General features: G+C 29.1%; 20 protein-coding genes, 3 tRNA genes and 1 other annotated feature. Of the genes, 4 read left to right on the top strand and 19 right to left on the bottom strand.

Annotation, left to right across the window (positions count from 1 at the left end):
* Window positions 1-46: 46 nt before the first annotated feature.
* From alaS to BN350_RS13165, 8 genes are all read right to left on the bottom strand, one after another.
* Complete coding sequence (gene alaS, locus BN350_RS13125; protein ID WP_028044022.1) at window positions 47-2,656, bottom strand: alanine--tRNA ligase; 2,610 nt, start codon at window positions 2,654-2,656, stop codon at window positions 47-49.
* A 37-nt stretch (window positions 2,657-2,693) separates the two neighbouring features.
* Window positions 2,694-2,892: a binding site (T-box leader), on the bottom strand.
* Window positions 2,893-3,339: 447 nt separating this feature from the next.
* Window positions 3,340-4,296, bottom strand: a complete 957-nt coding sequence (locus BN350_RS19220) for a Na/Pi cotransporter family protein (protein ID WP_044600339.1) — start codon at window positions 4,294-4,296, stop codon at window positions 3,340-3,342.
* 96 nt (window positions 4,297-4,392) lie between these two features.
* Window positions 4,393-5,424, bottom strand: coding sequence for an AI-2E family transporter (locus BN350_RS13140; RefSeq protein ID WP_028044023.1), 1,032 nt, complete (start codon window positions 5,422-5,424; stop codon window positions 4,393-4,395).
* A gap of 49 nt (window positions 5,425-5,473) precedes the next feature.
* A complete protein-coding gene (locus BN350_RS20680) occupies window positions 5,474-5,611 on the bottom strand; it encodes a hypothetical protein (RefSeq protein WP_155849107.1) in 138 nt (45 codons plus the stop codon).
* A gap of 39 nt (window positions 5,612-5,650) precedes the next feature.
* A complete protein-coding gene (gene recD2, locus BN350_RS13150) occupies window positions 5,651-7,846 on the bottom strand; it encodes an SF1B family DNA helicase RecD2 (RefSeq protein ID WP_028044024.1) in 2,196 nt (731 codons plus the stop codon).
* Entirely contained in the window at window positions 7,846-8,979 is a 1,134-nt protein-coding gene (gene mnmA, locus BN350_RS13155; RefSeq protein WP_028044025.1) for a tRNA 2-thiouridine(34) synthase MnmA, read from the bottom strand. Before mnmA ends, recD2 begins: the two co-directional genes overlap by 1 nt.
* Window positions 8,980-9,080: 101 nt before the next feature.
* Window positions 9,081-10,001 carry an ROK family protein gene (locus BN350_RS13160; protein WP_028044026.1) on the bottom strand — a complete coding sequence of 307 codons (921 nt, stop codon included), beginning with the start codon at window positions 9,999-10,001 and terminating at the stop codon, window positions 9,081-9,083.
* Between the two features lie 66 nt (window positions 10,002-10,067).
* Window positions 10,068-11,036: an RluA family pseudouridine synthase gene (locus BN350_RS13165; RefSeq protein ID WP_028044027.1), complete on the bottom strand. Its 969-nt coding sequence runs from the start codon at window positions 11,034-11,036 to the stop codon at window positions 10,068-10,070.
* 234 nt (window positions 11,037-11,270) lie between these two features.
* On the opposite strand from BN350_RS13165, the gene BN350_RS13170 reads away from it, so the two are divergent.
* Window positions 11,271-11,798: an NUDIX hydrolase gene (locus BN350_RS13170; protein ID WP_028044028.1), complete on the top strand. Its 528-nt coding sequence runs from the start codon at window positions 11,271-11,273 to the stop codon at window positions 11,796-11,798.
* Between the two features lie 62 nt (window positions 11,799-11,860).
* Here BN350_RS13170 and BN350_RS13175 read toward each other — a convergent pair.
* The 3 genes from BN350_RS13175 to BN350_RS13185 all read right to left on the bottom strand — a co-directional run bounded on the left by BN350_RS13175 (window position 11,861) and on the right by BN350_RS13185 (window position 13,482).
* Window positions 11,861-11,937: transfer RNA gene (locus BN350_RS13175), tRNA-Asp, on the bottom strand.
* A 29-nt stretch (window positions 11,938-11,966) separates the two neighbouring features.
* Window positions 11,967-12,057, bottom strand: a tRNA-Ser gene (locus BN350_RS13180).
* A gap of 99 nt (window positions 12,058-12,156) precedes the next feature.
* Window positions 12,157-13,482, bottom strand: a complete 1,326-nt coding sequence (locus tag BN350_RS13185) for a 6-phospho-beta-glucosidase (RefSeq protein ID WP_028044029.1) — start codon at window positions 13,480-13,482, stop codon at window positions 12,157-12,159.
* A gap of 139 nt (window positions 13,483-13,621) precedes the next feature.
* Here BN350_RS13185 and BN350_RS13190 point away from each other — a divergent pair, with 139 nt between their 5' ends.
* On the top strand, window positions 13,622-14,983 hold the full coding sequence (locus BN350_RS13190) for an aminotransferase-like domain-containing protein (protein WP_028044030.1): 1,362 nt from the start codon (window positions 13,622-13,624) through the stop codon (window positions 14,981-14,983).
* Window positions 14,984-15,028: 45 nt separating this feature from the next.
* On the opposite strand, the gene BN350_RS13195 is transcribed toward BN350_RS13190, so the two are convergent.
* Window positions 15,029-15,104 (bottom strand) — tRNA-Lys (locus BN350_RS13195).
* Window positions 15,105-15,210: 106 nt separating this feature from the next.
* Here BN350_RS13195 and BN350_RS13200 point away from each other — a divergent pair.
* Complete coding sequence (locus BN350_RS13200) at window positions 15,211-16,782, top strand: HAD family hydrolase (RefSeq protein WP_028044031.1); 1,572 nt, start codon at window positions 15,211-15,213, stop codon at window positions 16,780-16,782.
* Complete coding sequence (locus tag BN350_RS13205; RefSeq protein ID WP_028044032.1) at window positions 16,763-17,284, top strand: phosphatase PAP2 family protein; 522 nt, start codon at window positions 16,763-16,765, stop codon at window positions 17,282-17,284. Before BN350_RS13200 ends, BN350_RS13205 begins: the two co-directional genes overlap by 20 nt.
* Before the next feature lie 21 nt (window positions 17,285-17,305).
* Here the strand turns inward: BN350_RS13205 and BN350_RS13210 are convergent, their stop codons facing one another.
* The 7 genes from BN350_RS13210 to BN350_RS19225 all read right to left on the bottom strand — a co-directional run.
* Window positions 17,306-18,031: a CPBP family intramembrane glutamic endopeptidase gene (locus BN350_RS13210; RefSeq protein ID WP_028044033.1), complete on the bottom strand. Its 726-nt coding sequence runs from the start codon at window positions 18,029-18,031 to the stop codon at window positions 17,306-17,308.
* Entirely contained in the window at window positions 18,024-18,905 is an 882-nt protein-coding gene (locus BN350_RS13215; RefSeq protein WP_028044034.1) for a DUF975 family protein, read from the bottom strand. Before BN350_RS13215 ends, BN350_RS13210 begins: the two co-directional genes overlap by 8 nt.
* Before the next feature lie 38 nt (window positions 18,906-18,943).
* Window positions 18,944-19,276 (bottom strand): type II toxin-antitoxin system PemK/MazF family toxin, encoded by a 333-nt coding sequence (locus BN350_RS13220; RefSeq protein ID WP_028044035.1) that lies wholly within the window; start codon window positions 19,274-19,276, stop codon window positions 18,944-18,946.
* Window positions 19,277-19,397: 121 nt separating this feature from the next.
* A complete protein-coding gene (locus BN350_RS13225; RefSeq protein WP_028044036.1) occupies window positions 19,398-20,504 on the bottom strand; it encodes a CDP-glycerol glycerophosphotransferase family protein in 1,107 nt (368 codons plus the stop codon).
* Window positions 20,505-20,671: 167 nt separating this feature from the next.
* On the bottom strand, window positions 20,672-21,697 hold the full coding sequence (locus tag BN350_RS21870; RefSeq protein ID WP_028044037.1) for an acyltransferase family protein: 1,026 nt from the start codon (window positions 21,695-21,697) through the stop codon (window positions 20,672-20,674).
* Window positions 21,698-21,840: 143 nt separating this feature from the next.
* A complete protein-coding gene (locus BN350_RS13235) occupies window positions 21,841-23,043 on the bottom strand; it encodes a CDP-glycerol glycerophosphotransferase family protein (RefSeq protein WP_028044038.1) in 1,203 nt (400 codons plus the stop codon).
* A 20-nt stretch (window positions 23,044-23,063) separates the two neighbouring features.
* Window positions 23,064-26,053: CDP-glycerol glycerophosphotransferase family protein (locus tag BN350_RS19225; protein ID WP_081652918.1), on the bottom strand; the 2,990-nt coding region annotated here is incomplete at its 5' end.

The following is a 26,053-nucleotide window of genomic DNA, read 5'->3' on the forward strand; positions in this document are numbered from 1 at the left end:
ATAATCAATATTACACCATATTGCTAAAAATTGCTAGTAAAAGTGCTTAGAAACATTGTTTTATTTGCTCAATTGCCTCACTTATATGGCTATTATCAGCACAACCACCTTGTGCGAAGTCTGGCTTTCCGCCACCTCTTCCACCTGTTACTTCATTAATCATTTTAACAATATTTCCTGCTTTATGTCCACTTTGAACCATAGAAGCTGTCAATCCAACAAAATAAGACACTTTTCCTTCACATTCACTGACTAATACAACACATCCATTTTGTAATTGATCACGTAATTCAAATGTCATTTGTTTTGCTGTTGCAGCATCTTTATTTTCACTGACATATAAGAATTGTACACCATGAATGTCTTCAATATTCTTCGTTTTTTCTTTTGCTTCAATACTATTTAATTTATCTAAATATTGATCACGCTCTTTTTTAACAGTAGCAGCTTCATCAATAAAATGAGAAAGTTTATCAACAATTTCATTTTTATTCTTTATCTTTAATAATTCACTCATCATATGAATTGTTTCTTCATTTTTCTTTAAAGCAAGATAAGCATTTTGCGCAGTAACTGCTTCAATACGTCTTACTCCTGAACCAATACTTTCTTCGCTTTCAATCTTGAACAAACCAATTTGGGCACTATTAGAAACATGGCATCCACCACATAATTCCTTTGAGTAATCCCCAACACTAACAACTCTTACTTCATCCCCATATTTTTCATCAAAAAGTGCCATTGCTCCTGAATTTAAAGCTTCATCCTTACTCATTAACTGAATTGTAACATTTAATCCATTAAAGATTTGTTCATTCACTTGATCTTCAACTTGGCGAATTTCTTCATCTGTCATCTTTTGTGGATGAGTAAAGTCAAAACGTAACCTTTCGTTATCTACATAAGATCCTGCTTGAGATACATGCTCACCTAATATATTCTTTAATGCTTTTTGTAACAAATGTGTTGCAGTATGATTATTTTGAATTAACGCACGTTTGTGTGTATCAACAGTTAATGTCAATTCATCACCGACTTTAACACAACCCTGGTTGACTTCAATAACATGTAAATGCTGCTGATGAGGTGCTTTATTAACATGTGTTACACATATATCTGTCGTATTGTTAGACATTGTTCCTGTATCAGCACATTGTCCACCCATTTCAGCATAGAAAGTTGTTTGATTTAAAATGATTTCACCTTTCGTTGTGATTTCACCGCATTTGACTCCGTTTTCAAAAGTTGCAATTACTTTTGCAGTGATTGGTGTTGGATCATAAATAAATGAACTTGGTTCTTCAAAAGCCATTAAATCAGGTTTTTGTGATGACATTGATTCAACATCACCACGTGCATTTCTTGCACGTTCCTGTTGTGCTTTCATTTCTTCCTTAAATCCATCTTCATCAACACTAAATCCAGATTCTTCAGCAATCTCAACAGTTAACTCTAATGGGAAACCATATGTATCATATAATTTAAAAGCATCTTTACCATTTAATTGATGATCTTTTGTTTTTTGTAACATTTGATTTAATAATTTTTCACCATTAGACAGAGTTTTATGGAATGCTTCCTCTTCTTTTTTGACTAATCCACTTACATATTCAGCTTTTGCAGGTAAATAATCATAGAAATCTTTCATGATATCAGTAACCACATAAACCAATTCATACATAAATGAATGATCAATACCAATTTTCTTACCAAAACGTACAGCACGTCTTAAAATACGTCTCAATACGTATCCACGACCTGCATTATCAAACAGTGCCCCATCACTTAATGCAAAAGTCACAGTACGAATATGATCAGCTATGACACGATAAGCCATTTTATTATCCTCATATTTGACATTTGCCATTTTTTCTGTTGTATGAATAATAGGTAAAAAGAAATCTGTATCAAAATTTGTTTCTCCACCTTGAATAATGCTCACAAGTCGTTCAAGTCCCATACCTGTATCAATATTCTTCTGTGGTAATTCTTTATAATCTTTTCTATCAATTGCAGGATTACAATCATATTGTGAAAATACAACATTCCATACTTCAATATAACGATCATTTTCCAACTCTTCAAAGAATAATTTTTCCCCTAAACCATCTGGATCATATGTTTCACCACGATCATAGAAAATTTCTGAATCAGGTCCACCAGGTCCTTCTCCTATTTCCCAGAAATTTCCATCTGTTTTTAAAATATGACTAGGATCAACATGACACACTTCTGTCCAAATACGATAAGCTTCATCATCATCTGTATAAACAGTGATATATAATTTTTCCTTATCAAAACCAATCCATTCTTCACTTGTTAAAAACTCCCATGCAAAAGGAATTGCATCTTCTTTAAAATAATCTCCAATAGAGAAATTACCAAGCATTTCAAAGAATGTATGGTGTCTTGCAGTTTTGCCAACATTTTCAATATCATTTGTACGAATAGATTTTTGAGCATTAGCAATTCTGTTACAAGCAGGTGTCTCACTTCCATCAAAATATTTCTTTAAAGCAGCCACACCTGCGTTAATCCATAAAAGTGTTGGATCATTATGGGGAATCAAAGATGCCCCTGGTTCAATCATATGTCCTTTAGACTTAAAATAATCTAAAAACATTTGTCTGACTTGATTTCCTGTTAATTGTTTCATAAATATCCTCCTTTACAAAATAAAAAAGTCATTCCTTACAAGGAACGACTTATATCGCGGTACCATCCTTATTCATAATCTAAAGATTATGCTCTCTAAGTCGATAACGCTGACTATGCGTTGATGTTTACATCACTCTTCAAAGTAGCTTTCTTTATATATTCATAGAAATTTTCACCAACCATTTCCTCTCTATCATGAATCATATAAATACTTCTCTTTTTCAACGATTTGACTCATGTATTATAACCAATTTATCTGAAAAAATCAATATAAAAGATAAATTGAAATAATTCTCATGTTCTTATATTAAGTTAAATTTATTATATAATTTAATATGCCTATAGTTGATAGATAGTTTATACATCAAATGTTTATCTTAAATAGTTAGTGCATATATAATTTTCTAAAAGAAACAAGAATAAAAACATCATATATTACTATTTAACCCAGATAAAACATACACTTACAAAATGTATATTTTTAAATTGCATTGATTAAATCAATGCTTTTTCAATTTTTTACCAACAAAAAATAAGAAACAATAAAAATTTATAGAAACATGAAATTATATTGATATAATCATGCTTTTTATTGCTTATTATCATTTATTTGTTGGGAAATATATAACCAATTATATTATCTTTACATGAGTATGTAAAGATAAACAGATTTTTCTATAGTTATTTTATAGTTTCTTGTGATTGAAGAGGCAATAGGAAATAAATAAATTGAACAACATAATGATCAATGATCATAAAAACAAATACAGATACAGTATTAAAAAGTGTATGCATATTAGCAATTTGTCGCATTGGCTCGTTTGGTGACCATTCTGCAACAATTGATATGATTGGTGTGAATTGGCAAACAACAATAAATAATCCTGCTCCTATGAGATTGAAAAAAAGATGAAACAGAGCAAGTCTTTTAGAATTACGACAACCCGATGATGAAGCTATGAAAGCAGTCATGCATGTTCCTATATCAAATCCAAGTAAAAAGTATACTGCCTGTGGAAACGCAACAAGTCCTTGCATAGCAAGTTTTTGTAATATACCAATAGAAGCAGATGAACTTTGAATAATACCTGTAAACATAGCGCCTATGGCAAGAGCTAATAATGGATGAGAGACAGAAGACATAAAATTTAAAAATAGATTTGATGACTGAAGTGGTAGCATTGATTGAGACATAATATCTAAACCCATAAACAATATGCCTATTCCAGCTATGATTTCACCAAAGGTATTTAATTTATGATGTGAAAAAAATACAATTAATACGACACCAATGATTGCTAGTAAGGGAGCAAATACGCCTATATCAAAAGCAATCATCTGTCCTGTTATTGTCGTTCCAATATTTGCCCCCATCACAACCCAAACAGTTCTTGTTAAGTTCATTAACCCAGCATTAACAAATCCAATTAGCATAACAGTCATGGCAGAAGAACTTTGCATAATACATGTTAATAATATTCCAACAATAATAGCTTTGATTTTACGATTTGTCAAACGCTCTAAAATGAACTCTAAATTTTTACCAGCAACATCTTCTAATCCTCCTGACATCATATTCATCCCATAAAGAAATAAAGCCAATCCACCTAATAGACCTAAAATATCTTGTGCTTTCATATGTCACCTCTTTTTATCATTATAATAATAACCCATACAATAAATGGTTATCTAAAATAAAAAAACAGGATTTCTATCCTGTTTGCTTGTCTAACTTTATTCTTTATACACGATTTGTTTCATTTTTGAAAATATATTAAGATTATTTAGCAGTTCTAATAAAAGAACACTATATGATAAAAGAAGTGGAGATAAAATCATCCCAACAATACCAAAAAGATCACCAAAAAACGTTAAAGCAATGAATAATGATATTGGATGTAATTTTATACATTTAGAAAACAGATAAGGCTGTAAATAAGATGATTCTATATATTGCAAAACAACAACAGCAATAAAAGCAGCATACCCTAATTGTGGATTTATAAAATATTCATAAATAACAACAGGGATTCCTCCTATATAAGGTCCTATATAAGGAATAAGGTTTGTAATTGAAAGAAACAGAGCAATCCATACAGCAATCTTTTCATCAATGAAAAAGAAAGGAATCAAACACATGATAAAAAAGAAACCGAAATCCAATATCATTGATTTTAAAAACTGATAAGTCATAATCTTTAATCTTTTTAATGTTTGCATACATGGTCCTTGTTTTGTAAAAGGTAGATATATGATACCTTTTTCTATAAGATGAAGATTATCATAAGATAAATAAAATGATATTCCCATTGCTAATAAGATATTTGTTACCCAATATAATAAAGATTGAGTCCATCCATTTAAAATTTCAACAAGATAATCTATCACTTGATATTGTTCTAAAAATTGAATAATTGTTGAAAATATGGGATTCAATTTCATACTGCCATTACAAAATTGATTATAGAAACGTAAACATTGATTCAAAATATAAGGAGCTATAAAATAACAGCCAATAATAAAGAAAAGAGACAATGAAAGATAAATATGTATGACAACTATTTTACGACTTAATCTATCACTACTAAAATAATTAATCATTGGGTCTAATAAAAAATGAAAAAATAATGCTATAACAAGAGGAAAAAATAAATTAAAAATATAACTCAAAATATTAGCTATTTGAAACAAAGTAAAAACATAATACAAAAGAATAGCAGATATACTAAAGATTATTAGATTTTTAGCAAGTACAACTTTATTCATATGACAGCCTCCCATATAAGAAAAGGACTGAATCAGTCCTTTGTACTTCTTAAAGTTGTTCTTTAATAGCCTTTTTTGCTTTATGAACTGTATGTTCAATATCGTCAGCACAAGGCATATCACTCATCATAATCATTGCTGCGGCAACAATTCCTGCTGAGAAAAAAGCAACTGCTAATTTAGACATAGTGTCTCACTCCTTCAAAAGTACATTCTTAGTATGTCCTTAATCCATGAAATCATACGGAGAAATTGTTTCCCTATGATTCATTTTTTGAGCAAGTGTTGTTCGTCTTTTTTCATCATGATTGTTAGCAATGCCATATTGGAAAAAATGATGATCTCCCAAAATAAACAATGATTGTTTAGCACGTGTTAACCCAGTATAGATTAAATTCTTTTTTAACATAATATAGTAATCTTTTAAAATTGGCATAATGACAATCTTAAACTCATTCCCTTGTGATTTATGAATACTCATACAGTAAGCATGAGTAATTGTATAAAAGTCATTAGCAGTATACTCAACATAAGTTCCATCAAAATCCACAATAAGTGTATCTGCCATATACTCAAAATTATCTTTATAACAAATTTCAACGAGAATCCCAATATCACCATTAAAAACATTATCTTCAATTCTATTTTTTAATTGTAGTATTTTATCACCTTCTCGATATATACGTTTTCCTACTCTTAATTCATTTTTCATACCATCATAAGGATTTAACAAATCCTGTAAGCAATCATTTAATGCATCAATTCCTGCTACTCCATTATACATAGGAGCAAGGACCTGAATATCATTTGCATCATAACCATCATCGATAGCTTTTGAAACTAAAATCTTAACATAATTCACAACATCATAAGAAGCACATGTTTGAAAATGGATATCATTATATTGAAAAAAGAGGTTTTCATCATATTGATCATTACGAATGCTATGAGCCAATTGAATAATTCCACTTTCTTGAGATTGACGATAAATACGATCTAGTCGAACAGTTGGTATCATATGACATTCTAGTAAGTCTTTTAAAACATGACCTGGTGCAACTGATGGTAATTGCTGATCATCTCCTATTAGTAATATCTTTGTTACTTTTCGAGAAGCTGATAAAAGATTTGAAAACAATAATGAGTCAACCATTGAAAATTCATCAATAACCAATAAATCAACATCTAATGGATTTTGCGCATTGACTGCAAATGTATTCGTATGTAAATCCCATTTTAAAAGGCGATGAATTGTACATGCTTCTAATCCTGTCACTTCACTTAAACGTTTTGATGCTCTGCCTGTTGGTGCAACTAATGCTATTTTTTGATCTGGATTTAACTGTGCATACAATTTCATAATTGCTTCTACAATAGTTGTTTTTCCTGTTCCAGGTCCTCCAGTCAATATCATAGCTGATTGTTGTAAAAATAAATAAATAGCTTCTTTTTGTAAATCATCATAAGTAATTGATAATTTTTTTTCTAATTCTGATAAAGACTGATTTATTTCTTCTTCATCATATTCATTTAGTGGTGTATTCAGCCATTTTTGAAAAGTTTCTGAAATAATTATTTCACTTTCATATAAATCGTATGGATAATATTTATCAACATCTTGTATGATTTTCTTTTCCTCTAAAAGTTCATCTAAATACTGATCAAACTGTTCACATGATATTCCAGGAATCAAACGATGAAAACGTCTATAAATGACATCATATTCATGATATGTACTTCCGTCTTGAAAACAGGCTTCTTTTAAAGCATAGTGAATGGCTGCTTTGATGCGATGATCATCTAATGGATCAATTCCTATTTTGATTGCTAAATCATCAGCTGTCTTGAATCCTATACCATCAATATCATCTATTAATTGATAAGGATTATTTTGCAGGATATCCAAAGTATGTTCTTGATAGACTGCTTGAATTAATGCAAGATTCTTAGTACTAATCCCATGTCCCATAAAGAATGAGAGAACTTCCTGATCAAAATCCTGTGAAGAAAGAACTTCTGCTATTGTTTCTCGCTTCTTTTCATTCATTCCCCTTACGCGATCTAAAACATGTTTATTTTCCTTAATCATATTTAAGGCATCTTTTCCTAAAGTTTCAACAATAGCTGATGCCTGTTTTTCCCCAATACCTTTAAATAAAGGACTAGACAAATAACGAATAACTTCACTTTCATCATCTGCTAAGATAATTTCATAAGATTGAATTTGAAACTGTTTTCCATATTTTGGATGAATAATATAATCTCCCTGAAAATGATATTTATCTTGAGGATTGACATAACTCATATAACCTGTTGCTAGAATAGGCTTATCTTCCTGTTCACTATCTATCACACATACAATAAATTTCGTTTCTTCACTATAAAAACGAACTTGTTTAATAATCCCTGTATATTCTAACATTATAAATATGCAATCTCCTTTTCATCCTTATAAACCTTTTCAATTGTACCACCGCCTAAACAAATGTCTCCATCATAGAAAACAGCCGCTTGTCCAGGTGTTACTGCTTTAATTTGATTAATAAATTGAACATAAATCGTTGTTTCATCAACAAAATGAATAGATACATCATTATCTTTTTGACGATATCTAAATTTAGCAGTACATTTTATTTCACCTTCTGGTTTTATACTTGGAATCCAATTGACATCAGTAATCAATGCCCCTTCGCTCATCAACCACTTGTTTTGATCTCCTTGACAAACATACAGAATATTCTCTTCGTACTCTTTGCCAACAACAAACCAAGCATCTCCAGGTCCCCCAATATTGAGTCCTTTTCTTTGTCCAATCGTATAATACATAATTCCTTGATGTTCACCTACCACATGATTCGTTTCAATATCAACCATTTTTCCAGATTTCGCAGGAATATAATTTTTTAAAAATTCTCTAAAATCTCTTTCTCCTATAAAACATATTCCAGTACTATCTTTTTTGTGAGCAACTGGTAAATTTAAATCTTCAGCAATTTTTCTTACCTCTGGTTTTGTCAGTTCTCCAACCGGAAATAATGATGCCTGTAATTGTGATTGATTTAATTGACATAAAAAATATGTCTGATCTTTATTATTGTCAACACCTCTTAACATCACTGAATCACCTTGATTATGATGTTCTACACGTGCATAATGTCCTGTAGCTATATAATCAGCATCAATAGATTTCGCATAATCCAAAAATGCTTTAAATTTAATATGCTTATTACATAAAATATCAGGATTTGGAGTCCGTCCTTTAGCATATTCTTCTAAAAAGTATGTAAAAACATGATCCCAGTATTCTTTAATAAAATCAACACGTCGAAGTTCAATACCTAAATGCTCAGCAACTTTCTTTGCATCATTATAATCTTCTTCCTGAGGGCAGATGTCATTATCATTTGTAGGATTTCCTAAAATATCATTATTGAGTGTTGAATCCCAATTACGCATAAATACACCAATGACTTCATATCCCTGTTCTTTTAATAAATATGCTGCAACCGCACTATCAACACCACCACTCAAACCTAATACAACTCTTTCTTTCATAAATACCCTCCTTTATTCGCCTCTCTATTTTAACACTTTATATCAAATTTATAAAGCATAGAATAACAAAAAGAACTGTTCAAAAGAACAGTTCACTTTCATTATTTTAATCTAGACATTGGTAGCATTGCTGCTCCGATTGCTCCACAATCTTCTATTTCTGTCTCTAACAAAGGAATATATCCTCTCATACCCACATGAATCTTAGCATTGAATTGTTCAACCAATTTATCATAGAAGTAACGTTTAGATTTCATAACGCCTCCACCTACAACAAAACAATGTGGGTCTACTGTATGAGCAATATTCGCAAACATTGTTGCTAATTCACTTACACATTCATCAACGATTCCTTGTGCTTTTATATCACCTTCATCAGCTAATCTAAAGACATCTCCCGCATGAGCAACTTTATCTTCACCTAAGATTTCTTTTCCTTTACGTGTAATAGCCGTTCCACTTGCTTCACCTTCAACAGCCCCTGGATTCAAATTTCCAAATTTATAACCATTGTTCTTGACAATAATATTTCCAATTTCACCAGCATGACCTCTTCCACCAGAAACAAGCTGACCATTGACAATAAATGCTCCACCAATTCCTGTAGAAATTGTCACATAATAACAAGTCGGTTTTCCTTTACCTGCTCCTAATAATGCTTCAGCAAGTCCTGCAACATTGGCATCATTATCAATGAAAACTGGTAAATTAAAACGACTAGATAACTTCTCACAAATAGGATAATTTTCAAAACCTGGTAAATTTGTTGCCATAATCATAACGCCATGTTCTGTATCTACTGGTCCTGGCACACCAATTCCAATTCCCTCTACATTTTCTAATCCATTACAAACTGAGCAATCTAGACTTTCAATTTGTCGTATAATCTTTGAACATACAAAATCAGGGCCATTGTCTCTCTCTGTTGCATCTTTGACTTCACTATATGATTTTCCAGTTTCATCAACCAATAGAGTACGTACATTTGTCCCACCTAAATCAATTCCAATATAGTATTTCATCTCTGTTCTCCTTCCCATTATTTATATACATTATACAATAAATATGAATATTTTCATAGGTCATTTTTAATCAAAGATTTCATTTTTTATTTTTAATAAATTTTCTGGTAATGGACACGTCACAACATAATCTTGTAAATATTTCAAACAACCTATAGGTTTTACAAATTGAATTTGATAGGCATGTAAGAATTGATGATTTAAGTGATATGTCTTTTTTATGATTTTATTCAATTCAAAATCACCATATTTACTATCACCAATAATAGGATGTCCTACACTTGCTAAGTGAATACGAATTTGGTGAGTCCGTCCAGTCACCAATTTTACCTTTAATAATGAATAGTGATTTTGCATTTTTATATTTTCTACTATTGTATGCATCATTAAAGCACCTGGTGTACTCTGTGAAACAACTTTTGACAAAGAGCGATCACTTTCCTTTTTCATATATCCAATTAAATCTTGAGAAGGCATGTTTCCTTTACAGATTGTTAAATATGTCTTATCAATACAATGACGTTTTTTCATCATTTCATTTAAATCCTGCAAAGCTCTCATCGTTTTACCAAAAATAACAATCCCACTTGTATTACGATCAAGACGATGAACTGGACCAGGAGTAAAACCTAATGATTCATGAGGATCATATTCATCATTTTGAACAAGATATGTCAAAACCTGATGAGATAAAGTATTGATATCTTCATTAATATCTTCATGAACAAGTAATCCTGCTGGTTTCCCTACTATTAATATATTTTCATCTTCATATAATACTGAAAATTCAATCTTTAAATCATAAATTGTCTCTGGTTTCGTATATTCTTTAAATTTATCATCATATAAAAACAATTCTACAATATCACCAGGCTGCAAAATATAATTTTCTTTAATTCTTACACCATTCACCTTAACATCTTTTTTTCTTAACATTTTATAAATGAGTTGTGCTGGTGCCTGACATAATAATTTCTTTAAATATTTATCAATTCTTTGATTAGCATGATTTTCATCTATTTCTATTTTTTTCATTTTATCACCAGTCTCATTATACAGAAATTTCACATAAAAATATACAAAAATTCTTTGAAAGCCTTTACAACTTATAAATATTTGGTATAATAATGTTGTTAAGTGATGTTCACTTAATCATACCCCCCTATTATCACCCTAACGTGTAAATAATAGAGAGAATAAGAAAGTATGCTCCCCCGCGTACTTTCTTTTCTTTTTTTATGGTATAATAAGGTACAAGGAGTGATGAAAATGGAAAAAGAAGTAAATAGAACAGTTATTTTTGATGGAAAAATAATGCAAGTTACTAAAGAAGAAGTTGAACTTATAGATGGACAACATGCCTTTAGGGAAGTTGTATATCATCATGGAGGTGTTTGCATTTTAGCAATCAAAGATCATCAGATCTTATTAGTCAAACAATTTAGATACCCTAATCGTATCAACACGTTAGAAATTCCAGCAGGTAAATTAGAAAAAGATGAAGATACTAAGGAATGTGCATTTCGTGAATTAGAGGAAGAAACAAATAATCGTGCTCAAGATATGAAATTCATCATGAAAGTCTTACCATCTCCTGGTTATACAAGTGAATGGTTATACCTATATGAAGCTATTGACTTTGAAGAAGTTGATGATTCTTTAGATTGTGATGCTGACGAGTTTATTGATGTTATTCAATTAGATATTAATGATGCTTATCAAAAAGTGTTAAATGGTGAAATTGTAGATGCAAAAACTGTCATTGCCATTTTATATGCATACTCAAAAGGTCTATAATTACCTATAGACCTTTTCAAAACAAAAAAAGTTATCTGTTTAGATAACTTTACTTGATATATTGGCGGTCTGGACGGGACTCGAACCCGCGACCTCCGCCGTGACAGGGCGGCATTCTAACCAACTGAACTACCAGACCAATATATAAAACTGCCAAGGGCAATACTATGGCGGAGACAGAGGGATTTGAACCCTCGCGCCAGTTTCCCGACCTACACCCTTAGCAGGGGCGCCTCTTCAGCCTCTTGAGTATGTCTCCATCAGTTGCCTAAATATAATAGCATATCTTTTTTTGGATTTCAACACTTTTATTAAAAAAATATCTAAACCCTAAGTTTTGTGCTTAGGGTTTCGTTCTTTATTTATTAAATTGTGGTAGATATTCTTTATGTGCTTCCAATAATTCATCAAAAACTTCATTATTATCAGTATCACTTGGACATAATGGATTAAAGTTCATTGCTGTAATTGCCAAATCACGATTTCCGGTAATTGCTGCTTCTACAACCATACGTTCAAATGATTTCATCATTTGAATATATCCATTAATTTGAATACGACAATCTCCTGTTGCTAAGGGAATAGGACCATCACTTGTAATACGACAAGCCACTTCAACAGCGCTATCCAATGGTAAATTAGAAATCGCACCATTATTTCTTACATCAACGTATTGGATATCTCCTTTATTTGTATAAATAGATTCAATTAAATTACATGCTGCATCAGAATATTTGGCTCCACCACGTTGTTCTAATTGTTTTGGTTTGATTTCTAGATCTTCATCTGCATAAAGTTCAAATAATTCTTTTTCTACTTTGCTAACAACTTCTCCACGTACACGTCCTTCAGCAAATTCTTCTAATTCATCTTTTAATTGTTCTTTTGTAAAGAAATAGTAATTATGATATGGACATGGAATTGCATGTAATCCCCTTATAAAAGCAGGAGAATATGGTAATGAAACAAAGTTCTTCATGGCAATTGTATCTTCAGCAGAAATATTTGCATATTTTTCTACTACTTCATCCATAACAGATTTTCCATCTAAAAAGACATCAGTAGCAAAAATAAAGTGATTAACTCCTTGTAGTTCTAATGTGATACGACTCTCATCTACACCTAAAATTTTAGCAATTCCTGCAACCATATTGACTGGAACATTACACAATCCAATAACTTTCTTAAAACTCGTATGTCTTACGACTGCTTCTGTAACAATTCCAGCTGGATTGGTAAAATTGATTAACCATGCTTTTGGGCATAATTCTTCCATATCTTTAACAATGTCTAAAATAACAGGAATAGTACGAAATGCTTTAAACATACCACCTGCTCCATTTGTTTCTTGACCAATCATTCCATGACTAAGTGGTATTCTTTCATCAGCGACACGTGCAGGTAAACGCCCAATTCTCATTTGTGTTGTAACAAAGTCAGCATCTTTTAATGCTATTCTACGATCATAACTTAAAATAACTTTCATTGGTAATCCGGCTTTTTTAACCATTCTCTTTGCTAAAGCACCAACTGTTTCAAGTTTTTCTCTACCTTCTTCAATGTCTACAAGCCATAATTCTTTAACTGGTAATTGATTATATCTCTTGATAAATCCCTCTACAAGTTCTGGAGTATAACTGCTACCTCCACCAATTGTTACAATTTTAACTGCTTTCTTTTCCATATAAGCCACCTCTTTCTTTTATATTGACAAGATTATTATAAAATATTCTTATCTAAAATCAACTTCATTAAATAGCAATTGTACCGGTACAATTGCTATTGCAATTATGCTATAATAAATAAGTTAGGAGATTTTATAAATGAAAAAATATCAAAAAATAGCTCAACAAATTGAGAATATGATTTTAGAACATCACTATAAACAGGGAGAAAGACTCCCTTCTATTCAGTTTTTAGCAAAACAATATCATTGTAGTAAATCAACAATTATTAAATGTTATGAAACATTACTTGATAAGCATCTTATTTATGTTAAGCCCCAAAGTGGTTATTATGTTGCTGATGGACTATTAAAAATGTCAGCTACTCATAATCGTTTTGCATTAAATACTGGAAATCCTATTGTTTCTGCTACTTCACTTATTGATGCAAAACATTGTTTGTCGATTGCCATTGAACAGTATTCTGAATCATCTTTAAACATCTCATTACAAGGTGTTTTATCATTACGTGAAATTCTACCATCTTTTTTATCACACATAGGTATATATGCAAAACAAGATTCTATTTATTTAATTCAGGGTGTTACACAAATGCTATCATTTTTATCTTCATTAGAGTTTCAAAATCATAAACAATATATACTCATAGAAGAACCAACATATAGCTATTACGTTCAATTTTTACAATCCATGCACTTTCCTGTACTGACAATCCAAAGGAATGAAAACGGGATTGATTTAAAAGAACTACAAAGATTATTTAATGAATACGATATTAAATTTTTCTATACTATTCCTAGAAACCATAATCCTTTAGGAACGACTTTAAACACATATACTCGTCAGAGGATTGCTGAACTTGCATTAAAATATGATATTTATATTATTGAAGATGATTATTTTGGTCATTGTTCACATTCACCTCGTTATATGCCTATATTTTATTATATGGAAGGTCGAAATTGTATTTACTTAACAAGTTTTAGTAAAACAATTCCCTATATACGTATTGGAATATGTGTCATTCATCCCAATTTTAAAGATACTTTTGAAAAACTCATACATCAATCTTATTATTATTCTTATCAGTTACCATCACTTATCTCTCAAGCAACATTGGAATCATATCTTCGCAGTTCACTTTATCAAAAACAAGTTCAAGTTTTACAAGAGCAATTAAACACAGATTATCAAATCATCACACAAATAACAAAAGATTGGAATTCTCTTATAGCCAAACCTATTTATGGACAATCGGGATATTATATCAGTGTAAAAATCCATAAATCTATTCAACTTGATATTTTACAGACAAATCTCCTTGCCCATCATATGAAAATTGCTAGAAATGAAAGATGTTTCTATCATCCACAGCATTTCAATCATACAATTCGTTTAAGTCTTGCTAGAATTCAATCTGATGACTTAAGTATTGCACTTAATCTCTTCTATCAAACAATTCTAGATTATATAGATCAAAACAAGATTCATATTATATAAAAAACTGTAAACCCTCACGTATAAGGATTTACAGTAAATTGTTTATGGTCTCCCCTCACGGGCTCGAACCGTGGACCCTCTGATTAAGAGTCAGATGCTCTACCAACTGAGCTAAGGAGAGATTGTCAACGAATATATAATACACTAAAGCTTATCAAAAATCAAGATATTTTAAATGGAATATTATAAGAAAATTTGCTATAATAGGAAAGACAGGTGGTGGGAGCATGTACAAACAATCTATTAATCATACAAAAGTTGTTATTATTCCATTAGATGGTACAATTTTTGATTTAAATAGATATAGATATAATTATTATCATCATATGTGTGAAAAACACAAGAAACCAATATCAATTCATACGTTTTATCTTCAGTTATCCAATATGTATGATATGTATAAAGAACTTCCATTAAGCCTAAAATTAGATGTAGGTCCATTAAATTCACGCATTGAAAGAGAAATGCTTCAATATTTAACTTATAAAGGAATAGAACCTAAAGAAGGATTTTTGGAATTACTTGAATATTTACATCAAAAAAATATTCAAGTTGCTGTTATGTCTACACATCGTACAAAAGATGCTGTTCAATATTTAAAAATGGCTAATCTTTATCATAAAGTTCATTTTATTATAGGTAGTGATACTTCTAGTATGCCACTTCCTTCAACACAAATGTTAGAAACAATTATGCAACACTTTCATGTACAGAATTATGAAACGCTTGTTATTTCTTCATTTATGGCACTAAACAAAGCAGCTAATCAATTAAAATTAAATGTCATATATTGTGAAGATTTAATTCAAGCAGGTAGCCCTGAAAAAGAATCTTCTTATAAAACTGTTCATAATCTATATGAAGTTTTAAATACTCTATTATTTGATCGTTATGAAGAAATAGAAATGTATTCTCCTATACTTGGCATGAAAAAAGGCATGAGTAAAGATGAATTAAATCATGTAAAACAAAAACTAGAAAATACATATCAGGATGATGAACAGATTATGAGTTTAATTGATAAGACATATGCTTATCATTTATCTCAATTACAGGAACAAACGATTAAAGATGGTAGTATTTTAATTAAAAAAACAAATTCTCAGAAAAGGTTTCATTTTGATGATGAATCTTCTGACTCTCAAGCATTTCAAGACACAACTGAACCTGCTAAGGAAATTATTGAAGAGGAAAAAGAGATTATACATGAGGAAGAAAAAATTTCTGAATCACTTCATATAAATCCATTAGACAAACATGAAGAGGAAGAATTAACAACATTATTACAACAAATTAATCGAAAAAAAGAAAATGATATTCCTATAAAAAAAGTAACAGATTTTAATGAAATTAAGGATATTGTAGAAAGTGCTCAAGAAGAGTTAAATGATGATGATATTGAAGATGATTCAGATTCATCTTTCATATTAAATTTCTGTTTTAATTTCATTTATACTCTTGCTATTTCTTTTCTAGTATTATTTTTAGGTTTAATTATTTATATTGCATTTATTCATCAATTTGAAAATAATCAAGGACCATTTTTGATTTTAAATACTTGTTTTGAGTATTATTATTCTTTTATTGAAATGATTTATCGTTTCATCTTTGATGGTTTACATTCATTTTTATCTTTTATCCCATCATATGAAGTATATATCCATCAAAACAATCTATTTTCTAATGATGGTATTGTCTTATTTAATCTTTTTCTATTTCAAAGTGTAATAATTGGAATATTTAAAATAATAATGTATTATGTAAAGAGAGGTTATGCTGATGAGAACATTGATAAATAAAATCAAAACTATTGATGTTCGTTTTGCTTTTTATATGACACAATTTTATGATTATCATGTGCTTAATGAAATAATGAAATTCATTAGTTCATGTGGTGACTTTGGCATGAGCTGGTTAATTATTATCTTAATAAGCAATATGATAGACAGTACACGCGCTATGTCTATTCACATGCTTATTGCTTTAATTGCTGCAACCATTATAGGACAAGTAACAATCAAATCTATTGTCAAAAGAAAACGTCCTTGTCATACTTATCAAGATGTAGATATCCTCATACCTATTCCAAGCGATCTTTCTTTTCCTTCTGGTCATACATCATCTTCTTTTGCTTGTAGTACTGTTATGTTATTTTTTAATCCATGGTTAGGAATTATTGGATATATATATGCTTTTTTAACAGCTATTTCTAGATTATATTTATTTGTCCATTATCTCAGTGATGTTCTTTTTGGAATATTTTTAGGAATAATTATTGGAATTGTTGTTTGTCTATTTTAAAAGGTCCCCAAAAAGGACCTTTTAAAATAGAATCATAATCATTGATATAAGATTATTTGTTGCATGTGTTAATATTGGTACATAAATATTATTCTTTTTCTCAAAGAGATAACTTAATACAAATCCCATAAAGAAATAAGAAAATATTTGAACCCATTCAAACAAATTACCAGATAAAACTGATATCATAATATGAACAAAACCAAAAATAAAAGCTGACAAGAAATGAGCAAATATTGGATTCAATTCATATGCCCAACTAAAAACAATACCCCTAAAAATCATTTCTTCTAGAATTGGAGCAAAAATTACTGTCGTTACAAACATCATAATAGGATGTGCAATTGTTAAAGTTTGTATCATAGTTTGATTCTCACTTGAAGCACTGCCACCTAAAGCAAGTGTAATCAATCCTCCTATGATACCAACAATATAAATCAAACATGTTCCAACAAACAAGCCATATAATAAATGATCTTTAACATTCTTTCTAAAATCTTTCCACTGTTGAATCATTGTATCCTTTAATATATATCCAACAAGAATAGCACTACACAAATCAACACCGAAATTCAAATACGTATTCATAGAATTATAATCGATATTCCATGAAAAAGTAACAATAAAAAATTTTAATATTGCACTTCCTATTAGAGAAGCACAAAACATATAAAGGGGCAAAATAATCAATACAAACATCCATTTTGTCTGAGTTGAAATTCTCCTTGTAAAGTTCTTATTAAACATGTGTATTTTCTCCATAAGTTTGATTTATCTTTTCATATCGATGATAAGCCAATTCTTCAAAGAATACTGCCTGTGATAAGTAAAGCTGAGGTAAGTATGTGTAAATACCTATAAATCCGCCTGCTATTGCTGCAATTAATGATCCAATAATTGGAATAAAAGATAATAATTCTGTAAGTAATGACTGAATAACAACAACCATAATTATCCAACCAATAAATGATAGTTGTAATTTGATAAAATCCCAAATATGATTTTTCATTAACTGAAACGATTCTTTAATAGCAACTGTTGTTGTCATTTTATATTGTTCTAATAAATATGGGACAGCAAATAAAAATGCTGAGACAACAATAGCTGCAACTATTAATAAAATAAAGATAATTAAAAATGAAAAAATAATATATGGAGCATTTGATAAAATGTATGCTAAAAGATCATATCCAGTAAGCCCTCCAACAGCCACACTAGAAATCATTCTTCCAATATTCGTTAAAGCTGAACCAAAAACAATTGTGAAAATCATTGTAAAAATAAACACTAATGCAATCATGATTGCCCATATTGTAATAGATATCAGTAAATATGTAGGAAATAGTTCTGAAAATCTTCTAAATCCAACAAAAGAATCATCATCATTTAATGACTGTGCATTATTTCTAACCATTTTTAAAGAACTCACTATATATCCATGCTGAAATGTTAAAAAAAGAATTGTTACTGCTAATGAAATAAAACGTACAAATGTACCACTACCATTAAATAATGATGGAATTAATCCAACTAACATAAGAATTGTTAAATTCCTTATATATTGAGGTTTATTTGTCATTAAAACCTCACTTGCCCTATTTTTTATACTTGAAATATTCATTATATCACTCCTTAATACTTTTTATTATAGCATATCTCTTACCTGATGTCTAAACTTGTTTTAATCGCTTGATCAACCTTCTCCATAATACAATATGATAGACTTCCTAGCCTTTCATCAATTCTTTTTTTATCAATTGTTCTAATTTGTTCTAATAATATAACTGACTTTTTTTCTAAAAAATCCGGTTCAATAATCACATGTGTTGGTAAATCATTCTTTGTCATACGTGATGAGATAGGTGCTACTATCACTGTTGTTGAATATTTATTTCCCTTATTGTTTTGCAATATCAATACAGGTCTATATCCTCCTTGCTCGCTCCCTACAACAGGAGATAGGTCTGCATAATATATTTCTCCCCTATTCATAGTTTTCCTCCTATACTTTTTAATAAAGCATATGCAAAAAAACGATAAATATGATAAATAGTCAGTCTTTTGACTGACTATTCTTGAATAGTTTTCTTTTTTTCTTATATATAAAATGTACCTAATTACCTTTATCATTTACAATCTCTTTCATAAATTCTACAACTCTTTCTGTACTCTTTCCATCCTGTTGATTAAAGAATATATTTTTTAACTCATGCATATGATGATTATTATCATATGCATTACTTAAGATATGATTAAGCAACTCATCTTCATTTTGACATATTGGACACTTTAAATCGTTAAGATCTACAAACACGCCTAAAGTGCGACTGTACTCAGCCAAATCAGGTACAAAGAAAAGTAAATTCTTTTCTAATATCATATAATCAAATACAATTGATGAATAATCAGAAATCAAGTAATCACTTATACTAAACAAAGCATGAGTATCTTCATGGTTCATATTGAATACACGCTCATGTTCAGCAAGTTGATAATTACCCATTAAAGGGTGAAATTTATATAATAATACATAATTTTCAGGTAATCTCTTCATAATCTTCAATACATCAAATGGAATAGCAGAAAAACCTTTATAAATATTTCCTCTAAATGTTGGAGCATATAATATAATTTGTTTATCTTTTAAAATCGGATACTTGTGGTATAACTCATTTTTTCTGTCCTCAAGCCAATCATTAGCAAATAACTCATCAGTTCTTGGTAATCCTATTGGAAGAACATGTGCTGCAGGAATACTAAAGGCTTGACTATAGGCATTTTGCCAAAAAGATGAAGTTGCAAGCGCATAATCATAATTGGCAATTGGATACTCTCTTTTAATAACATTACCAAATTTTTTAATGGCTCCACAAGCATGCCATACTTGTATGACAGTCACTCCTTTTCTTTTAAAATGAGAAACCACATAATTATTATCATGTAGTAAAACAATCTTAGAAGTATTAATGAAATAAAGTTGCTTCATACAATTGATGAAATACAAAAATTGTCCCCACAAATCTTTATGATATTTAATTAAACATAAATGAATATCAAATTCATTTGAATTCAACTGATCATAAATCAATTTTAAATCTGATGTTAAGTGATCTGACTCTAGAGAAACAAATGTGACTTTATTTGATTTGATTGGAAATAATGAAACAATAAACGATTCAATTGTTAATATAAAATTTAATATAATCTTTTGAACTCCCATAATCTTCTCCTTGACAACTGTTATTATTCTAACACTTTTTTTGATTAAATAAAACACCAAATATTTTATATTTATATAGTATATTTTTGTAAATTTATTATAGTAATACTGTAATAAAAAGAGTTTCCTTATATAAGGAAACCATAGAAAATAAATTTTAGTAATTATTACAAAATCCTATTTTTAAGATAAGAAGTAAATATTTGTAGATAGTTTGCAAATAAGACCGTAAAGATAAAGGAAAGTAAAAGAAATACATATGGATATGAACTAAGTCCTAAATAATTGAAAAAAATCATTGGAATTCTTTGAATAATATAAATCCAAAATAAATGTTTTCCAAACCATGATAATACTTGACTTGAAAAATTAAATTTTAATGTTATGGATACAATAAGTAATGAAAATAATATAGCAGTTATATTATAAACAAATATATTGATACCTCTATTGGAATAAAAAGATAAATACAGAATCAAAATTAAACATGTTATTATATAATAATTTATATTGTTCTTTTTTAGGATTATATCTATATTTTCCTTGAAATATGAATACCACATACCAACTATATAGCATAGATATGTATTACTAAATCTTGTTGGTTGAATTTCTGATAGTATTAAAACATAAATGATTGATCCTATACTAATCATACATAAAGATTTAAAATTATTATGATGCATTAATCGAAAAACGAAATATGTCATTATATAAAGAGTAAATATTGCAAACATATACCAATTACTATTTCCTACACTTCTCCAACCAGTCAATGATAATATCACATCATAAATTGAATAACGAACGCCTATACATACTGATAAAAGCCAAAATAACATTATTGCAAATGAAAAATCAAGAAATGTTTTTACAATTCGATGAGTAGGAAAAGAATTTATATATTGATATGGTTTTCTTTTAATCGATTCAAAAACTCCGTAACCCGAATAAAACAAAAATAATGCAACCATAAGCTGTCCAAAATAATCTAAAATCAAAAGAACATTATTATCAATTTTATTAGTGAAATCAGCATACCCTCTGATATGACTCATAAAAACAAAGAGAATAAAAACCCCTTTAATAACTGAAGTATTTTCTTTTGATAGATATTGTTCATTTATCCCCTTCCAAGAAATATTCATTGAATTTAATAAACATACACATATTAGAATAAAAATAATAATCATAATTTTCTCCTTCTACATTAAATCATATTAATTCATTTTATTCTGTTCACTACTTATATTAATTCTAACACTTTTAACTTTAATTGAGAAGAACTTCCATAACATAAGATATATTATAAAAGCATAGGAAAATACCCATGCTTCTAACTCATAACATCTTTAAAAACTATATCTATTACTTTCTGAGCACAATTACCAGTTTGTTCAGAATTAAATCGATCATTAAATACATTTAAATAAGAATAATCATATACATTAGTTCTGACATCTTCTAGCATTTCTTTTTCATCTTCATATATTTTTCCTGGTAACTCCTTATAGATATCTAAATAGAATCCCCTTAATTCACCTTTATATTCATCAATATCATACATATAGAAATAAATTGGTCTATTTAATACAGCATAATCAAAAAATACACTAGAGTAATCTGTAATGAGAATATCACTCAGTACGTATAATTCATTAATTTCTGCATCAGCAGGAATGGAATAAAGAAAACCATCTAATGAATGATCATTTTCATATTTATTAATAATTAAATAATGAGGTTTAAACACAATAATATATTCTTCGCCTAGAATATCTTTCCATTTTTTAAAATCAGCCTTTAGATCAAAAGTATATCCTGCAGCCACATAAGAATTATCTCTCCAAGTAGGCGCATATAAAACAACCTTTTTATCTAATGGTAAATGAAATTTTTTCTTTAGTTCTATAACATCTTCAGCAGTCGCATTTGTTATAAAATCATTTCTTGGATATCCTGTCTCAATAAGTCTTTCTCTATTAATTTGAAACGATGTTTGAAAAACTTCAGTACAAAATTTATTTGGTGAAATCATATAATTATAACGTGCAACATCTATATCATATGATTCACACATTTTATCAAATGATACACCTGATCTATAAAATGTTGCATCTTCTGGTGCAATGATGTCATGGGCTAAACGTTTTAATGGTGTTCCATGCCAGGTCTGTAAATAAACTTGTTGTGTTTTTTTACAAATATATGTAGGCATTTTACAATTAATAATCCAATACTTTGCTTTTGACATATAGTAAAAGTATGGAAAACTAAAATATTCTTTCACTTCTGCTCCAGGTATGACTATATTCTTTTTCTTATAATTTTTAATAAACCAGATAAAACGATAATCACTAAATCTTGGATCTTTTTTCATTTGTTCATAGATGGCTCTTGGATTATCAGAGTATCCTCTTCCGTGGAAAGAAATAAAAATAACTAACTTTTCATCTATCGGAATAAATCTATATGCTAGACGATAAGAAATTCTAATTATCTTAGCTACTATCTTCTTCATTAATCTTAAAATAATCATCTTGTTCACCTCAAATGTTATTAATCTTCCATCATATACAAGCGTATAATCTTGCCTGCATACTGTTTCTTACCAGTAATAACTAAAGAAATACTATTTTTTACTGGACCATCTAGAATTTCTACTGTAAATTGTTTATCTCTTTTCAAATACTTGCCTTTTTTCGGATTAAATACAGCTAAATTTTCAAGATTCAATTGATTATTCTCAAAATGTATTCCTATAGTATCAAATGAAGAAATACTCTCACATATTTTAAAACGTCTTATTTTAATTCCAAAATAGTGTCTACGCCCAACAAATATAACTAAAGCTAACTTTGTTTTCCGTTTATTATTTATATAGAATATTTTATAATCTCTACCTTTAACAAGAATTTTATTTCCATCGAATAATTCAACTTTTGTTTGAGTTCGTTTATATCCAGTATAAACTTTTTTTGTAACTTTCTTTGCCTTGCATTTTGCAATGTTTCTTAAACTGTTTTTACCATAATATCCATGTTTTAATAAATATTCATAACAACGTTCTGTATTATTACCATCATGATATGTTACAATTTTTCTATACTTTTCTATTTGTTCATCTGTTTGTGCATGATAATAATTTTTTTTAATAAGTGCTGGCAAATCATCAAAACTTTTACTTACATCAGCAAAGACATTTGAATCATTAAGCATTAATTTATAATTCATTGCGTTTAAACACATCTCTTTATCTTCCCAACAAAAAATAACATTACAGCCACGATAAAAAGCATCATAACTAATAGAAGAATAATCAGTTATTAATAATTTTGTATCTCTTAATAACTCGTCATAAATATATTCGTTTGGTATATATTTACGTAAATCTGTAGCATGAAGTTGTTGTTTTAACAAAGGGTGTCCAACAACAACAATTTTATCTTTTAATTCATCTGGAACAGCATCTATAATATTTTTTGTAAATTTGTAATAGCTTGAATCTGTTGGTGTTAACCGAATAACGTTATACTCAAAATCACGGCTTGTTGGCATAATTAGAATTTTATCAGCATTTGGATTTTGATAACTTTTATCAAATTTTGGTAATCCACTTATAATCAAATCATCCTGATCAAATTGACCATATTCAATAAAGTGATCTGCTTCAGTTTGTGAAGATACAACAACCTTTGAATAATTTGTGAACCCTTGTCCTTTTATAAAATCGCTTCTATTCTCAAGACAATACATATACATAACACCATGTTGCAAGAAAATATAATCATATGCTCCTTTAGTTATTCTCATAGTCACATTAGGATCACTTATATTTAATTCAATAATATGATTCATACTTTCTGTTGCTATAAATCCTTTGGCACAGAAAAAATAAAAATAATGTTTAAATGAATATTTAGGAATAATATATTTCTTATATTTATCAGGTATGTTTTGATAATGTAAACTTGATTGATCGATGACAAAATAAGTATTTCTTTCACCTCTATCAACAATTTTTTCAAATAACACACTAGCACTTTCCTCATATTTACTAGCAAATTTTTCAAAACATAGAACACTCTTTCTTGCTTTGCTAAAAATTAGAAAACGAGATAATAAATATGCTTTTCTTAATTTCTTTTGTTCTTCAGGATAATCAGTTTTATTAATATCTCTAATACATAAATAAGCATTATTCCCAATTGTTTCTCTAATAAAAATAGATGTTTTTATATCTTCTAAGATTTTAACTTTAGAATAATGCAATTTTCTATTTTTTTTACTAGCCCATGTATCAGCATGTGCTAAATATTGACATTTAAGATTATTATAGTAACCATAGCCTTTCTCATCTAGCCACCTTATCATAATAGGTGTACTTTTTTTACATAATAGGATTTCTTTATATGGAATTTCAACAGTAAATTCACAAAAATCATATCCTTTTCTAAAATAATGTTCAGAAAATTGAATGGTAGTGAAAAAATTGCCAGCACCAATTTCAAAATGAAAATGACTCAATTTAAATTTACTCTGATCAATCTTAAAACATGCCTTAATAACAAATCCATTTTCTTTCATATAAATATGATGAATATAACTAATAATATCAATCACACCATTATAAATTTTCTGTTTATCCTGAATAGTCTCAATCATCTTTATATTGTCATTCTGATATAAATAAACATTATTTTGATCTTCAATTACGCTATAATTATCATCTTTTGATCCTGAGCCATCTATTTCCAGTATTCTTTCAAAAACACGTTGGCTATTACATTTATCATGATATTTAAAAAATTCTCTAGCTCTTGTTTGGTAAGGTTCGACATTATGACAATCATCAAGAATATATTGAATAATTGCTTCAACAGTTTCATCCAAATCATAACATACAGGTCCAAATCCATCTTTTTCATATACAAAATATCCTTCATTGCCTGTATGGTTATCACTAAATGTATCTGCATCATATTGTGTATAAATAACTGGTGTATCAAGATATGCCCCTTCAAACTGAGCACTTGAATAATCTGTCAACAATAACGAACATTCTCCAATAAGCTGATTCGTATCAGCAGGTTCTTTTCCAACTCTTATCACATCATTCTCAACAAAATCATGGCATTGTTTCATAAAAGATGGATGGAGATAAAAATCTCCAGAATAACCATTTTCACGCATGACTTTAAGTAATCTCTCATCATTAATAAGCGTATTATAGAATTTATAATAATCATTTGACTTAAAATCATCAACATAACTACGATCACTTGTCCCAGGGATAAGATCTCCTGCTAGATGTTTTCTCCATGTTGGCAAAAAAAGAATCTTTTTTTGCTTGTGAGCATCTAATGCATCATGTCGTGGCAATCCTGTTAGAGATACTTCAGAATCACTATATCCATATCCATTATCCTCATTCAATACAGACTGATACTCTCTAATGCTACATGTAGCAAAAAGTTTAGCATTTAATACATATTTATTCGTCCAAGTAGATTCATTTCTTGTCATTATTCCATGAATTAACCAAATAT

Origin of the sequence: Candidatus Stoquefichus massiliensis AP9, assembly GCF_000455285.1 — a bacterium.
Lineage (GTDB): Bacteria > Bacillota_I > Bacilli_A > Erysipelotrichales > Coprobacillaceae > Stoquefichus > Stoquefichus massiliensis.